This is a genomic window from Nostoc sp. CHAB 5836, from assembly GCF_020829445.1.
GTDB lineage: Bacteria > Cyanobacteriota > Cyanobacteriia > Cyanobacteriales > Nostocaceae > Nostoc.
Window position 1 is genome coordinate 1 of the sequence record NZ_JAIVFV010000155.1, and the last position, 15,958, is coordinate 15,958.

Annotated in this window: 12 protein-coding genes and 1 pseudogene; 10 read left to right on the forward strand and 3 right to left on the reverse strand. The window is 40.3% G+C overall.

Features of this window, described 5'->3' with window-relative positions:
• Window positions 1-141 precede the first annotated feature (141 nt).
• The 7 genes from LC605_RS24490 to LC605_RS24520 all read left to right on the forward strand — a co-directional run bounded on the left by LC605_RS24490 (window position 142) and on the right by LC605_RS24520 (window position 5,991).
• The gene (locus LC605_RS24490; protein WP_229550110.1) at window positions 142-348 is read left to right on the forward strand and encodes a hypothetical protein; all 207 of its coding nucleotides are present in this window, start codon (window positions 142-144) and stop codon (window positions 346-348) included.
• A gap of 680 nt (window positions 349-1,028) precedes the next feature.
• Window positions 1,029-1,217 carry a hypothetical protein gene (locus LC605_RS24495; RefSeq protein WP_229550111.1) on the forward strand — a complete coding sequence of 63 codons (189 nt, stop codon included), beginning with the start codon at window positions 1,029-1,031 and terminating at the stop codon, window positions 1,215-1,217.
• A 272-nt stretch (window positions 1,218-1,489) separates the two neighbouring features.
• Entirely contained in the window at window positions 1,490-1,873 is a 384-nt protein-coding gene (locus LC605_RS24500; protein WP_229550112.1) for a sugar ABC transporter permease, read from the forward strand.
• 143 nt (window positions 1,874-2,016) lie between these two features.
• Complete coding sequence (locus tag LC605_RS24505; protein ID WP_229550119.1) at window positions 2,017-3,969, forward strand: SUMF1/EgtB/PvdO family nonheme iron enzyme; 1,953 nt, start codon at window positions 2,017-2,019, stop codon at window positions 3,967-3,969.
• 206 nt (window positions 3,970-4,175) lie between these two features.
• Complete coding sequence (locus tag LC605_RS24510) at window positions 4,176-5,423, forward strand: ISL3 family transposase (RefSeq protein ID WP_229550120.1); 1,248 nt, start codon at window positions 4,176-4,178, stop codon at window positions 5,421-5,423.
• 68 nt (window positions 5,424-5,491) lie between these two features.
• On the forward strand, window positions 5,492-5,794 hold the full coding sequence (gene avd, locus LC605_RS24515) for a diversity-generating retroelement protein Avd (RefSeq protein ID WP_309143279.1): 303 nt from the start codon (window positions 5,492-5,494) through the stop codon (window positions 5,792-5,794).
• Window positions 5,795-5,868: 74 nt separating this feature from the next.
• Window positions 5,869-5,991 carry a four helix bundle protein gene (locus LC605_RS24520; RefSeq protein ID WP_229550113.1) on the forward strand — a complete coding sequence of 41 codons (123 nt, stop codon included), beginning with the start codon at window positions 5,869-5,871 and terminating at the stop codon, window positions 5,989-5,991.
• Between the two features lie 379 nt (window positions 5,992-6,370).
• On the opposite strand, the gene LC605_RS24525 is transcribed toward LC605_RS24520, so the two are convergent.
• Entirely contained in the window at window positions 6,371-6,517 is a 147-nt protein-coding gene (locus tag LC605_RS24525; protein ID WP_229550114.1) for a hypothetical protein, read from the reverse strand.
• Entirely contained in the window at window positions 6,504-8,105 is a 1,602-nt protein-coding gene (locus LC605_RS24530; RefSeq protein WP_229550115.1) for a peptide ligase PGM1-related protein, read from the reverse strand. The genes LC605_RS24525 and LC605_RS24530 overlap by 14 nt, the downstream gene beginning before the upstream one ends.
• 716 nt (window positions 8,106-8,821) lie before the next feature.
• Here LC605_RS24530 and LC605_RS24535 point away from each other — a divergent pair.
• Together LC605_RS24535 and LC605_RS24540 are read left to right on the forward strand one after the other, a co-directional pair.
• Window positions 8,822-9,694 carry an SDR family oxidoreductase gene (locus tag LC605_RS24535; protein WP_229550116.1) on the forward strand — a complete coding sequence of 291 codons (873 nt, stop codon included), beginning with the start codon at window positions 8,822-8,824 and terminating at the stop codon, window positions 9,692-9,694.
• Between the two features lie 438 nt (window positions 9,695-10,132).
• On the forward strand, window positions 10,133-10,390 hold the full coding sequence (locus LC605_RS24540) for a hypothetical protein (RefSeq protein WP_229550117.1): 258 nt from the start codon (window positions 10,133-10,135) through the stop codon (window positions 10,388-10,390).
• Window positions 10,391-10,459: 69 nt separating this feature from the next.
• Here LC605_RS24540 and LC605_RS24545 read toward each other — a convergent pair.
• Window positions 10,460-10,705: pseudogene (locus LC605_RS24545) on the reverse strand (magnesium transporter); the annotation flags it as partial.
• Between the two features lie 1,864 nt (window positions 10,706-12,569).
• On the opposite strand from LC605_RS24545, the gene LC605_RS24550 reads away from it, so the two are divergent.
• Window positions 12,570-15,620, forward strand: coding sequence for a PA14 domain-containing protein (locus LC605_RS24550; RefSeq protein WP_229550118.1), 3,051 nt, complete (start codon window positions 12,570-12,572; stop codon window positions 15,618-15,620).
• Window positions 15,621-15,958: the final 338 nt, after the last annotated feature.

Below are 15,958 nucleotides of genomic sequence, written 5' to 3' on the forward strand. Positions count from 1 at the left end.
CTGGGTGGGATTATAAAAGCAATTACTAAGTTTAATTCAATAGATAATAACCTGCGGGATTTGAGGGAAGACTTTAATACTCACGTTAATGCTGAGGGGCATAACGAAATCTTGTAACAAGTCAAAAACTTACAAAAAGATTTGATTTCAATTGACAAAAAAATAGACATCCACCTCCAAGATTACGTGAACTACAAAGATGCCACTCTTTTAGCTATTCGTGGGAACGACGAAAGGATTGATCACAAATGGAAACGGACGGAGGATTTATTTAAAGAAATCAAGCTTGAGATCAAAGAACTGCAACAGTTTCTCCACAAACACCAAGATTTTAAAATCCGCGAGTAATTCATGATTGGATTTACTCGCGGATTCACTTCAGTCATTTTCTGTCCAGTGGACACGCGCTTTCAGTCCACTGGACGGTTAAAAAGCAAGAGGGCGTTTTTGGTTAAATTAGTCAAAGTTTTATTAGTGCTTATCCTTGGCAGACAAGGCTTTCAGAGGAGAGCGCAAGGTCAATTTAGTCAAGAATTAGTCAAGGGGTTTTTTCTGAAGGGCTGGAAGTAGTGGGTGACGAGGGATTTGAACCCGCAACCAATAGATTAAGAGTCTACTGGTCAAAGATGAGTAGCATTTGAGTAGCGCGATCGCGGCTTGCGATCGCTAAAAATGAAAGATTGTACACTTAATTGAGTAGCGGATGAGTAGCAAAAGGCTAATAACTACCTGAAGTACTTACTAAGCAATCATCCTATTGAGTTGTGTATGGAATTAGTGGAAATGCAGAATTGAGTTATGATCACTCATAATCGGCAGGGCTATTTCATTCTAGACATAAACCACCCGGAACTGAAGTTCCTGGCTCATAGCTAAAGTCCGTTAAAACGGACTAAGTAATTGGGCCGGAAAATTTATAACTATAAGACATCTCCGAAAAAGAATGTGGAGACGTAGCAGTGCTACGTCTCAGTCGTCTTTAGACGACTTTCGCTATTAGACTCAGAATTCATTCTGAGGCGGGTTAGATGAGTAGGACTTACGCAACTGGCATATTATTTGGAGTTTGTAGTGAACGCGAGTGCGTCTGGTCTTGCGTAAGTCCTAATGAGAATGAAATAGCCCTGCATAATCGGGGTCATTTCGGTACAGTTCAAGCACTAGAGTTGCAAGATGGTCGATTTTGTGCAGCGATCGCACCAGCATCAGAATATTAGACATCTGCGAGAATTGTTTTGACGTAGCAGTGCTACGTCAAAACAAGGGTTCTGGGTAACGCATATTTAATTTCACCAGATGTCTATTATATAAAAGCATATAGCGATCGCAGTTCCATATCCCTAACTTCAGATGTTTTAGTCCTGTAGAGTGCGTGACGACGCAAAATTAGCACAGGGTGAAGTCTTTGCTTTAGGCATCGCCCCTCGAATATTTACTATATTAGCCAGAATTATCGATACAATCATTAAAAAAGACTTAGGTGATTCAAATGCCAGCGACATCTAACGTTCAAGTGACGATTTCTCTAGCTGAACTGGGTTTAGACGATGAGAAGTTGCAAACAGAAGTAGAAAATTTATTACCTCAGTTAAGAGAAGTGGATGGGGTAGAAGATGCAGATTTAGTTGCAGTGGAAAACGCACTCAAGGGTACAAAGAGCATCAGTGGCTTTGTGTGGGGATTGTTAAATGCACAAGTTAACGCCGCTAATATTAAGAGTTTGTTTAAATTTTTGAGCGATCGCTTCGGCAACAAACCAATTAAAATCGGAGTGAAAGCCCCTGACGGCAGAGAACTCAACGTTGAAGCCAGTAGTCGAGAAGAGTTTGAATTTGCTCTACAGAAAGCACAAGATTTTTTGAACAATAACTAAGTAGGTTGGTGCAAAAAAACTTAAGTATGTTACGAAACATAAATAAGCTTAAAACCCTTACTAATGACAAATGACGAATGACAAATGACAGTATTAGCCAGTTAACTTTAATTACGCCGACTTACTTAAGTCAAACAGCTAACATGAGAAAGGTCGCACTGCTGATAGGGATTAGTGAATATCAGCCAGGATTAAACCCCCTACCAAGCGCTGTGAAAGATGTCGAGGCGATGCGGCGAGTTTTGGTAAACCCAGAAATGGGTAATTTTGCCGAGGCGAATGTTACGGTGTTGAAAAATCCCCAACGACAGGAGATGGAAAGTGCTATTTATAACTTGTATGCCAATTGTCAGAAAGATGATTTGGTGCTTTTCTATTTTTCTGGTCATGGCGTGACAGTCGAAAGTGGTGATTTTTACTTATCGACTTCCATCACGGTGAAAAATCAGGGAAAATTAAACCCCACTTCAGCCGTAGCAGCCACAAGTGTACATAGTTGGATGAACCACAGCAAGTCCAAGCGACTGGTAATAATTTTAGATTGCTGCTTTAGTGGTGCTTTTGCCAAGGGTTTGACAGCTAAAGATAGTGGTACTATTGACCTGCAACAGCATTTAGGAGGCGAGGGGAGGGCAATTCTCACTGCTTCCACTTCCACACAATATGCTTTTGAGTCTGATGGTTTGGAACTTTCGATTTACACTCACTATCTGGTAGAAGGAATTGAGAAAGGTGCAGCTGATATAGACGGCGATGGCTGGATTGCGGTAGATGAATTGCATCAATATGCGAAAACCAAAGTGCAAGAAGCATCTCCGGCTATGACACCAGAATTTTATCCTTTTAAGGACGGTTATCGGATTTTTCTGGCAAAGTCGCCCAAGGATGACCCCACCCTGAAATATCGCAAGAAAGTAGAAGAGCTGAATCGCGCTGGTAAGTTTACTGTTCCAGCCCGTCGCCTGTTAAACTCATTGCGCCTAACCTTAAACCTTACTTCTGATGTTGCTGATGCTATTGAAGCTGAAGTTCAACAACCATATCGAGAGTATCAGAGAAAATTAGATGATTATGAGGAAACACTAGTTGAAACAATTGAAAATGAGCCAACCCTAAATGAAACGATTTTAAACGACCTGAGAGACTATCAGCAACATTTAGGTTTGAGAGATGAAGATGTAGCATTAATAGAAGAGCGGATTATTGGTCAACGAAAACCAACTCCATTACCTGAACCCATAAAACAAAATCAAGCCAATCAGTTTGAGTTTGATATAGTGACGGTGAATGCTCAGGGACAATCTATCAACAGCAGCAAAGGACGCGCGGAGTTTTTTGCAGAAAGTTTGGGTAATGGTGTAGTTCTGGAGATGGTTGCAATTCCCGGTGGTCAATTTCTTATGGGTTCGCCAGAGAGTGAGCCAGAAAGATATGCCTCTGAAAGTCCACAGCACACCGTTAACATTCAACCCTTTTTCATGGGGAAATTTACGGTAACTCAGAGTCAATGGGCATCTATTGCTGCGTTACCCAAAGTTAATATTGATTTAAATCCCGACCCATCTTATTTTAAAGGTGCTAATCGACCTGTTGAAAAGGTTTCTTGGGATGATGCAATTGAGTTTTGCGCTCGGCTATCTAAAAAGACTGAGAAAACCTATCGCTTACCCAGTGAAGCAGAATGGGAATATGCTTGTCGTGCTGGAACGACTACACCATTTTATTTTGGCGAAACGATTACGACTGATTTAGCAAATTACAACGGCAATTACACCTATGGTTCTGCCCCAAAGGGTGAATATCGTGAGCAAACAACAGATGTGGAAAAATTTCCTGCCAACCCCTTTGGTTTATTTGATATGCATGGTAATATATGGGAATGGTGTCAGGATGAGTGGCACGAAAATTATAACGGAGCGCCAAAAGACGGAAGCGCTTGGCTAGTTGAGAATGATAATCGAAATCGACTTCTGGTTGGTGGTTCGTGGTACTACAATCCCGGTAGTTGCCGCTCGGCGCGTCGCGACTATCTCTCGCGTGGCGTCTCGAACCCCGACGCGGGTTTTCGGGTTGTGATGGCTCGGCGCAGGACTTAGTAGCCCTTTATACTCTTGCCGTTTAGCACTTTGCTCTTTATTTCTGGTTCTTCAGTACTTACTATGCCAAATTATTAGCTGCAAGTGTAAAATAACATTAAGAAATTTGTTAATAAATTGCTAAAACTATTGTATAAGTTGACATGCAAGTAACATTTATTGTTAGTTATAAATACAATCAGTTTTTTTTAGGTGCATTTACAGTTATGATTCATAAAAATGATACAAAAATTCTCACAGAGCTTCTTGATTTAAACGACATAAAAGTAATATCACATCGCCTTCATGCGGGGATTGGAATAATTTTACAAACCGAATCAAAAACATTAAATGCTACTTGTCCCAATTGTGGCACAAAAAGCCATAAATTACATCAAAATCATCGACATATTATTAAAGACTTACCATTTGGAGATAAACCAGTATTTTTAGAAATTAATCGGCGACAATTCAAATGTAGAAAATGTCAAAAACCATTTAGTGAATATCTCGATTTTGTGAGGAAGAAAAGAACTTATACAAAACGGCTTGCACACAAAACTATACAAGAAGTTTTAGATTCGGATATACACAGTGTAGCATCAAAAAAAATAGTCACAACAGAAGAGATAGAACGGATGCTAAAAGATGCATCTGAGGAATTACCTAATTTGAAACCTTTAAATTTAAAAAGACTTGGACTTGATGAAATAGCTCTGATTAAAGGAAAGGGTAACTATTGTGCGGTACTAGTAGATTTAGATACATCAAAACTCATTGCCATTTTAGGCGATCGCACGCAAAATTTAATCCGTAAAACCCTTTTAGAGTGGGGACGTGAGCTTTTAGAGCAAATTCAGGAAGTAAGTATAGATTTGTGGCACGGGTATAAAAGTTTAGTAACAGAATTAATGCCGAATGCTCAAGTTGTAGCAGATAGATTTCATGTAATGACACAGATAAATAAAGAGCTAGATACACAAAGAAAAAAAGAAAAACGAAATGTAGAAGAGTTAATTAAAAAAGCAAGTTTAGCATCTAAAAAATCTGAATATGAAGTAATTTTAGAAGGACTGAAAAATAGTAAATATCCTCTGCTTAAGAATGAAGATAACTTAAACGAGGAACAAGTGAATAAACTTATCCAAGTTAAAAATGTATCTCCTATTTTAAAAGAAATGCATGAGCTAAAAGAAAAGATTAGAAAAATTTTCAATAAGACGAATGATTGGTATACAGGAGTATTTAAACTAGGTATGTGGTTATCGAAAGCTAAAAAATATTTCCCAAACAGTAATAATACTATTATTCGTTGGTTTGATGAAATTATTGCTTACTTCGATAATGGGACAACTAGTGGTATGGTTGAGGGAATTAATAACAAGCTTAAACTAATTAAACGTTCTGGATATGGATTTAGAAACTTTGAAAACTTCCGAGTTAGATGCTTGTTAAACTGGCATTTTAATTATTAGTTTGGCATAACAAGTACTGAAGAGCCTTATTTCTTTACCCTTCTTAATGTCTCGCGCTCTGCGCAATCATTTTTTTTGAGAATTTTGTATGGACGAGTGATTTACTAATAATACAAAAAACTTACGATTTAATCAAGTGGTATGTGCCAATTTTAAACCGCCTTCCTAGAGCTCATCAATTTTTGCTAGGAAATCGGATTATTACAGAACTATACGATTTATTGGATGTTCTGATCATAGCACGGTATGCTAAACATAAATTAGCTCATTTAGAATTATTGAATAGTAAGCTAGATATTTTACGCTATCAAACTCGCCTACTTTTAGAATTTAACTTAAGTAGAGCGACGCAAATAAAGCTAACTGGCTAAGGCTGTCATTTGTCCTTCGTCATTTGTAAGGGTTTAAGGTGTATTTACGTTTCGTAATATAGTTTGGTTTATTCTTGCCGACTTACTTAATTAAGACAGAGCGTTATGAATATGCTCAAAAACTTTTAAATGATATTGGCATCGACTTGGGTGGATGGATAAAACAGCAAAAAATCAAACCAGGTACTTCCAATTAATAAACCAGGCGATTAGAAATCGCGGCTATACAGACAAAACCCACCTGCGTGGGTTAATTTAAATGAAAAAATATGGAAATCTTTGGAATGAAATTATAGAATTTGGGAATCGACTCGAACAACAACGTGGGTTTTCGGGTTGTGGTGGTTCGGGGCAGTACTCTTTTGTGTCAGAGCTGATGAATGGGAATTCATCGGGCATACCAAAGAAGAGTCCAGGCCTAATCCAGTGAGGTTGATGACGACCTCCGAATATCAAACCGAGTCGGATAGCTTGGTAGACTGCAAGGTCGAACAGTTGTCCGACTCACCTAATTAAGCACTTTTCCAACAACCCCTCAGGGGCGGGGAGGATGCCCACCCCACAAGATTGAATAATTTAAACTACTCGCTGTGCTTTACCAACTTTGGGTTGGAATTTAACGGTAATTTCTAATGACCAATGACCAATGACCAATGACCTAATGACCAATGACCAATGACCAATGACAAATGACAAATGACAAATGACCTTAACTATATTCATCCCAAACCACAGGAAAGGAATAATCTGAAAACGCCGAGAAATCATGATTTTCGCTGCGGGTTTCTTCATCTAAAACTTTGACAACTTTGTTATAAATGTCTTGTGCTTGTTGGGGGGAATCACCGATGCTGGTTAATCCCAACTTGCCAAACTGTGAAAGGCAGCCCATGAGATGAAACACCGTACCCGTTTCTGTACCGCTATCAAAATGCAGTCTGTGGTGGGCGATGATATCCATTAAATCATTAGGCAATAATCCCTGATAGCGCTCTTTTTGCAGATTATCCGTGGCGATGTAGTATTTGGGACGACCTTGCTGACTATAAAATAAACCCGTGGAAAGGTCATAGCGACCGTTCGTTAATAATTTCAGGGTCATGAATGGATGAGTTGTACCGCCTTTACGCAGGTTAATTTCGATCGCCTGAATATCCCACTCTTTATTACCATTATCAACGGCGATAAAATCTACGCCAAATCGCTCTAAAGTGCCTTTATCTGCTAGCTTTCTGCCAACTTGTAGCCCCAATTGCTGTAATTGCAATCGATAGCTTTCATCGGCGGGAAAGCGACAACCAAGGTAAATCTGACCGTCTGGGCCTCCGAGAATTTGGTCGTGAGTCGAAAGTATTTCGACTTCGCCTTGGGGTGTAATCCGTCCTTGGACGCTGGGCGATCGCTTAATTTCCCCTTCCACAAATGCTTCGGAAATTGCCCCTAATTCCGGGATTCTTCCCGAGAAATTGTCCCAAGTCTCAAGTTTTGCTTGAAAGCGCATTGTTGCGAAGCGATCGCTAATTGCTGCTACCCTTTCGGCGTGAGTCCCAATGCTTGGTGCTAAATTCTCAATCGGTCTGAGATCCAGCAATGCATTTCCTTCTCCAGAAATGCCTTCGTTGAGTTTTACTACTACCCGTTGTAATGTCGGTTGTCGTTCCCACAAATCAGCAGTAGCCTCTGCTAAATCTCTGTGGTTCCAAATTTTTTCGCTACCATCTGGATGCGGTACTCCGCTTTCCTTGAAGATTTGCCGACTACCACTTTTTGTCCCCCAAATCTGTAAATTTGGTGCAGCAGCATATAATGGTACACCTAATTTTAAAGATAATTCGCCTTCCCAGTGCGAAGAATTGTAGCAGATCATAAATGATTTGTCTAGCCTCAAAGATTGATGAATCCGTTTTAGTAGACGGGGACGTTCTAAAATCTTTTGGCTGAGGGGCTTAAGGGAAGAATCGTAAGTAGAAAGTAGCAGCAAACGATTGCGAGCATGAGAAAAGGGAATTCCTGGCAACAGTTGCAGATAATAATCAATGATACTAGGATGCAACGGTACTGATGTTACATAAATCAACCGAGTCTGGGGATTCCGCAACCGAATTAACGAAAATAGTAATCTTTCTTCATAATGCTCACAGCCCTCGACCTTTTGAAGTTCGCGCTGATCGAGACTTAGGGAGGGAATAATTAAAATATCTGCTTCGCTATCATCAAATAGCTCACTAGTTTTCCAGCGATCGCGTAGGGTTAATTGTAACTGGCGAAACTTTTCAACCTGTGCTGATTCCGAAATATTTAGTGTTGCCATAACCCCTACCCTCTAATGATCTCAATGTAGCGCACTACCGAGGCTTTTGGAAGATATATTAGGGCTATTTCATCAGGGCTATTTCATTCTCATCTAGCCCGCCTCAGAATGAATTCTGAGTCTAATAGCGAAAGTCGTCTGAAGACGACTGAGAAAAGGTTCTAGTCCGTTTTAACGGACTTTAGCTATAAGAGAGGAACTTCAGTTCCGGGTGGTTTATGTCTAGAATGAAATAGCCTTGGAAAGATATATAGTCGTGGTGTCAGTATTTGAGTAGTTTAGCAAGAAATTTAAGCAAGTCGCGGGTCTTGTTTTTCACTATTTCCCTGATTTATTTTCAGTCTTAAGGTTGAGAAAATTTCAGCATACTTTACCTCTACGGAGCGATAAAGTACAGCAACATAATAGTTAACTTGGAAGCAGGTGAAAAAGATAAATTATTCATCAGATGAAAGCTGTCTACTTGCTTTTCGTGGTCAGCCGTAAGGACAAATAATGTAAGTTCCTTACAGTTTATAGCAACAAATAAGTTTGGCAAGCATCCAAAATATAAATGCCTAAAGTTGTAAGTTGCTAGCAAGACTTAAAGTAAAAAATGTACCTTGGGTTGAATTTTCGATCCAAGGTTTTGAAATGAGGAATGGAAGAAATCAGAAAGATGGGTTGTAAGTAATATCCAATACCCAAGTAAATATTCAATTACCAAGAGAAAAACTATGGCTAAATCAAAAGAGCAAAAAGAAAAAAAATTGCAGCCGCCACAGCAACAAGAAGTACCAGGTGTTGAATCACAAATGACACCAAAACCCAAAGCAGATGATGCCAAGTATCGGGGTAGTGGTAAGTTACAAGATAAAGTAGCATTGATTACGGGTGCAGATAGTGGTATTGGTCGGGCTGTGGCGATCGCATTTGCTAAAGAAGGTGCAGATGTGGCGATCCTTTACCTAAATGAACACGACGATGCCAAAGAAACAAAACATTTGGTAGAACAACAAGGTCGTCGTGCAGTAACCATCGCCGGGGATATTGGCGATGAAAGTTTTTGTCAGCAAGCTATACAACAAACAGTTGGTGAGTTTGGTAAACTCGATATCCTCATCAACAATGCTGCTGAACAACATCCAAAAGAAAGTATCGAGGAAATTACCGAAGAACAACTAGAGCGAACTTTCCGCACTAATATATTTTCGATGTTTTTCATGACTAAAGCTGCACTCAAGCATCTGCAAGCAGGCAGTTCTATCATCAATACCACATCAGTGACAGCTTATAAAGGTAGTCCACATCTACTAGATTATTCCTCTACAAAAGGTGCGATCGTTGCCTTTACTCGCTCCTTATCCAAAAATTTGGTGTCAAAAGGAATTCGCGTTAATGCTGTCGCGCCAGGGCCAATTTGGACACCTTTAATTCCCTCAACTTTTCCCGAAGAAAAAGTTGAAACTTTTGGTAAACAAGTACCAATGGAACGAGCCGGACAACCAGAAGAAGTTGCTCCTAGCTACGTATACTTAGCTTCTGATGATGGTTCTTATGTCTCTGGACAAGTATTACATGTCAATGGTGGAGATGTTGTCAATGGGTAAGTGAAATAGTTAGGAGTTAGGGGTTAGGAGTTTGGAGTTTGGAGTTTGGAGTTTGGAGTTTGGAGTTAGGAGTTTGGAGTTTGGAGTTTGGAGTTAGGGGTTGTAACCGATATAGCATTTTTTAATCATACAAGGTACATCATAGCCCCCTTCTCGCTTGCTCTTGGGCTGACAATTCAGGTCATCTGGAAACCTCTCTTCCTTTGCTTAAAACCCTTACTAATGACCATTAGACATCTCCATTAAATATGCGTTACCCAGAACCCTTGTAGAGACGTAGCACTGCTACGTCTCTACATTCTTTTTTCGAGATGTCTAATGTCTAATGACTAATGACTAATGACTAATGACTATTGTCATCCATTAGAGGGATTAGTTAATGTCAAAATATTGATAATCTATCTAACAGCAAACATTTAATAAATAATAACTACGTCTATGGCATCTCCAACACCACTGCATGGCACAGAATTAGTAGATTGTGCTAGAGCAAATGCCAAGGAAGGAATTGAAACTGCTGCTTATCAATGTGGCTATGGTCAAGACCTCAACAAATTTGCACAAGAACTCAGACGAGCTTGTGAAGAAATGAATTTGCAAGTAAAAGAACTTAGTGAATTGATTACTGAGCAAGACTTAATTCTGCAATTGGGTACTGGCGAAATTGTTGCCCCGGATACGGAATCAGAATTGTAAAAATTAGTCATTTTTTCTTTGCCATTTGTACTTTGTTCTTCACTAATAACCAATGACTAATGACTCTTTTCATAACTTTAAAATTACTCGTGACAAATTGAAGTAAATCAAAACGCCTACTACATCAACTGCTGTAGTGATGAATGGTGCTGATATTAATGCTGGATCTAAACGGAGATAGCGAAATAAAAACGGCAGTGCTGAACCAGAGATCGAAGCTAAAATAGAGATAGCTACCAGACTAGCGCCTACAGCGATCGCTACTTCTAATCCTCCTTGCAGAAAATAAGCCCAAACAGTAGCGATCGCACCTAACCTTCCTCCCATTGAAGGAGGATTCAGCTATTCTGAATACATTCGTCAGAATCAAGACGCGACCCTCGAATACTCGCTATTCGCCCATTTTGTGAGATTAGCCCGTAAGCATAAACTGACAATTCACGCTATATGGAAAAGTCCACCAAAAACCTAACCCCCTTCCCGATGCGGGAAGGGAGAAAATCAAAGTCTCTCCTTAAAGGAAGAGAGATTTAGAAACAGGTTTTCCAGATGACCTGAATTGTCATAAGCATAAAACGTGACATTTTAGAAGGAAATAGCCCTGATTCTGAATTCTGACTCCTGAATTTTGTTCGATAAAGCACCTGCGTAGACGCATTCGCGCATCGTCTCGTAGAGAAGCCCCTTGTCGTCAGACATCGCTTCCCGGAAGGTGGAGACTTTTGGGACACGTTAAGCTGTGCCTTTACAACAGATATGGTTCAAACACACGATTTCTGCTGTCACGAAAGAGTCAACATAAACCATAGAGAAATCACACTTTGTCAAATCTTTAAATAAACAATTTTTTCTTCATATAAATTTTATCTAATTAATATGTAATCAGAGAAAAAATCATGAGATCATTCAGTATGTTGGTGGTTTTTATTTAAAGATCATCAAACCCTTCATATTCCTTTAAAAAGGTGTATCTCAATGTGAATATTTAAACAAAGTTTGACAAAAGAGATAGACAGAACACGTGATTTATTATCAAATGTGTGTGTAATGGATTGATTGGAGAACAATACTTAAATGTAATTCGTCTAAAATTATGCCTTTTATTACTTAAGTAAGTAAGTTGGCGCGAAAAAACCTAAATATGTTACTAAACGTAAATAGGGTTAAAACCCTTGTAAATGACGAAGGACAAATGACAAATGACAGCCTTAGCCAGTTAGCTTTAATTGCGCCGACCTACTTAGCTATTTGATTGGGTTGGGTTTTGCTTCGCTCCAAGTTCATGTGCCAGAACATGAGTGAGGTTATAAGCTCTCAAGAATGGTGATTTATAATTTTTATTAAGTTCACCAAACATACACGCATAGACGTTTTTCTATATCTACTTTCATAGAAGACATATTACGTTGTATTTTTTTTCTTTTAACATTGATTAAATATAGTGCTTTTCCAATGGAAGCAATACAGTCTGACCTCGCTTCCATTCCTCACTTCCTTTAAGGAGAGAGGCTTTGAATCTTACTCCCCAACGCTACAAGGGTTGGGGCTGTTCTTGTTAGGTCTGTATTCCATGCAATTGAGAACCGCTATAGGTAGCAGAGTAGTAAAGCAGATGAGGGAAAGAACATAGAAAAATAAGGATTTAATATCAGCAATCGATGAAAATAGTAGCAGTCTTAATAAAAATATTATTAGCCAAAAAACGATGGTTTAGTAATATGTTTATACCTACTATTGTTAGGAATTATGTGTTAAAAAAACTCAATATAAAACTGTTTATTGAACATTAAAAATTGGTAATTCATAATTACTAATGACGCTGTTTGCGAAACCACCGCACCTAGGTTGCTTCCTTGTAGAAGTAGGTGGACTCCATACCTTTGTGTCCCTTGCGTGTCTCGTAGAGAAGACAGTAATTACCTTAAAAATGCGGATTTAGCGTAAACCGGAGCCGATGTTTCCGGCGATCGCGGACTCAAAGAGGCTGCGCTATGCGTAGACGCTTTGCGGTGAGTCAGCCCTGAAGGAGGGTTTCCCTCCATAGGGGACTGCGAACACGACGCTCAAATACTCGTTGGTGCAGCCTAAGAGGAAAAGAGGCTGCGCTATCGATTTAATTAGGAATTACAAAATTGATTATGGAATTAGTTTCAGCACTATATGTGAGGCACATATCTCAATGAATGAACAGAATCAAGGTCTTAATCAACAATTATCAACATCTGCAAGTCCAATAATTAGTCAATCATCTCTAGAAAGCATTGATGAGTCACAACTGAGCAGTATTTCCGCTCGGTCTAGTGCGCTCTCTCAGGGAAATGGACTCAAAGCAGAATACTACGACAACATCGACTTCACCAACCTGAAGCAAACTTGCACAGATCAGATGGTGAACTTTAACTGGGGTAAAGGTTCTCCAGATCCGTCTATTGGTGCAGATACCTTCTCAGTGCGTTGGACAGGTCAGCTGGAAGCCAAGTACAGCGAGACTTACAACTTCTACACCACTAGTGATGATGGTGTGCGACTGTGGGTGAATGGTCAACAAATCATCAATAAATTTGTCGATCAATCTGTCAGAGAATACAGTGGCTCAATCGCACTGGTTGCAGGTCAGAAGTACGATATTAAACTCGAATACTACGAAAATAAATCCAATGCCGTTTCTCAACTGGCTTGGTCAAGTTCCTCTCAGGTAAAGGAAATCATTCCTCAGTCCCAACTGTATAGTAATGTCAACCTACCTACTGATGGCAACGGACTCAAAGCACAGTATTTCGACAATATCGACTTCACCAACCTGAAGCAAACTCGCACAGATCAGACGGTGAACTTTAACTGGGGTAAAGGTTCTCCAGATCCGTCTATTGGTGCAGATACCTTCTCAGTGCGTTGGACAGGTCAGGTGGAAGCCAAGTACAGCGAGACTTACAACTTCTACACCACTAGTGATGATGGTGTGCGACTGTGGGTGAATGGTCAACAAATCATCGATAAATTTGTCGATCAATCTGTCAGAGAATACAGTGGCTCAATCGCACTGGTTGCAGGTCTGAAGTACGATATTAAACTCGAATACTACGAAAATAAGTACGATGCCGTTTCTCAACTGGCTTGGTCAAGCTCCTCTCAGGTAAAGGAAATCATTCCCCAGTCCCAACTTTATTCACCAGCTCTTCAGACCACCATCACATTAGGATCACCTTCCACAAGTGTGAACGAAAGCGGTGGTAGTGTTCCCATAACTTTACGGAGGAGCGGTGATTTAAACAGTACATCTTCGATTAAGTATGCAACCATAGCTGATACTGCCACAGCAGGAGTTGACTACGGCAGTGAACGTACTGAAAGCGCTGGAACACTCATTTTTGCGGCGGGAGAAAGCAGCAGAGAAATATCCATTGCGATCAATGACGATTCTTTAGCAGAATCAAATGAAACCTTTAGTTTTGTTATTGATCAGGTAGAGGGAGCAACATTAGGAGTCCAAAGAACTCTCGGAATTACGATTCAAGATAATGATCGCTCTAGCCTCAATTTCAGTCAGCTAGTAGTTAATGAGGGTGACGGTTCTGCTAGGGTGACAGTTACACGGGGTAACGGTGTGGGAACTGCTAGTCTGGACTATATGATCGTCGATGGAACTGCTAAAGCTGGATCTGACTACCAGGCTCAAACTGAACCTCAAACCTTAAATTTTGCAGCCGGAGAAACCACCAAGACCATTGTTATTCCCATTATGGATGACACTGTTGAGGAGGTAAATGAAACATTTACTTTCAAGTTCAGTAAGGCGGTTGGAGTGCAGCTACCTGCTGAACAGACTATCACGATTATTGATAATGAGTCTCGTAACTTTGCTTTAGAGGCGGTAGCTACTGGTTTGACTCAACCCACAGCTTTTGACTGGACATCTGACGGTAACAGTATGTTCATTGCCGAGAAAAATGGGGTAGTGCGAGTCTTGCAAAACGGCACATTATTATCAACACCATTTATCAATATTTCTGAACAGGTAAATGATACGCGCGATCGCGGCCTGTTAGGCATTGCCGTACATCCAGATTTTGGCAAAAATCCAAACGGTAACAACTATGTTTATCTGTTATATACCTACGATCCACCAGAAACTAATCCAAACAATCCTAAGAACAATCGCAAAAGCATATTGGACGATCCTGATCAGAAGGGGAATCGTACTGCACGGCTAACTCGGGTCACAGCTGATTCCAACACCAATTACACTACTGCTATTGCTGGCAGTGAAGTCGTGCTACTAGGTACTAATGGCACTTGGGAGAATATCAACAAGCCAGATGGAAATAGCACAAATGTCTCACTTGGCTATGCACCATCAGGAATTGTCAACAAAGATACTGGTAAGCCCTTTACCAGCTTGCAAGATTATCTCAATAATCCCGATAAAGTCCAAAATATCGAAAATTTTATCGCTAATGATAGTGAATCTCACTCAATTGGTTCTGTGCGCTTTGGTACTGATGGTTCTCTGTTTGTCAGCACAGGAGATGGTACTTCCTACAATGGGGTAGACCCCAGAGCAATTCGCGTTCAGGATGTGAATAATCTGTCCGGTAAGGTACTGCGGATTGATCCAATTACTGGTCAAGGCTTATCAAGTAATCCCTTCTACAACGGTGACTCCAATAGTAATCGTTCCAAGGTCTATAACTTAGGTTTGCGTAACCCCTTCCGGTTGACAATTGATCAAAACACTAATACTCCCTATATTGGTGATGTTGGCTTTTATTCTTACGAAGAAGTCAATGTCGGAAAACCAGGAGCTAACTTTGGCTGGCCGTTCTATGAAGGTGGACTTGATGGCAAGGGCAATATCATCAGCTTAAAACAACCAAACTATTCTAAGCTAGACCAAGCGCAAGCCTTCTATAGTAGTGGCACAACTGTTACAGCACCAATTTATACCTACAAGCATTTTGGTTTCAATGCGATCGTCATGGGTGACTTTTACACAGGTAATACTTTCCCCTCAATCTATCAAGGTGCGTTATTCGTTGGTGATTTCAGTCAAGGAACCATTGATGCTTTGATCTTGAATAGTGAGGGCAAAGTTGTCTCAGTTAAGCAGCTTGCTTCCCAAGCAGACAGACCTAATCTAGGGGTAACTACACAAATGATCACTGGGACAGATGGTAATCTGTACTACGTAAACTTGACCGGAGGCAAGATATCTCGCTTCCGACCTATTTAGCTAAAAGTTATCAGTGAACCAATACAGTTCATTTAAGGCTAAAACTCTTTGTTAACCTGAGTTCCATGAACCTCTCCCTCCCAACCTCCCTCTCCGAAACGGAAAGGGAGGAGTAAGAGCTTTAAATCAGAGCTGAGAACAAGTAACTACTTCTTCTATTGACACTCTCCGACCTAAAGGCGCGGAGATTCTTAAGACCTCACGGCCAAAATATCCTGTTTACACAGGTTCCCAGGCTCACTACGTTTGCCCCATAGGGCGCAGTGATATCTCCTCAAGGTTTTTCGGGCGTAGACTTTCCCCCAGTCCGGGGGTAGGTTTTTAAATCTTGTACTGAT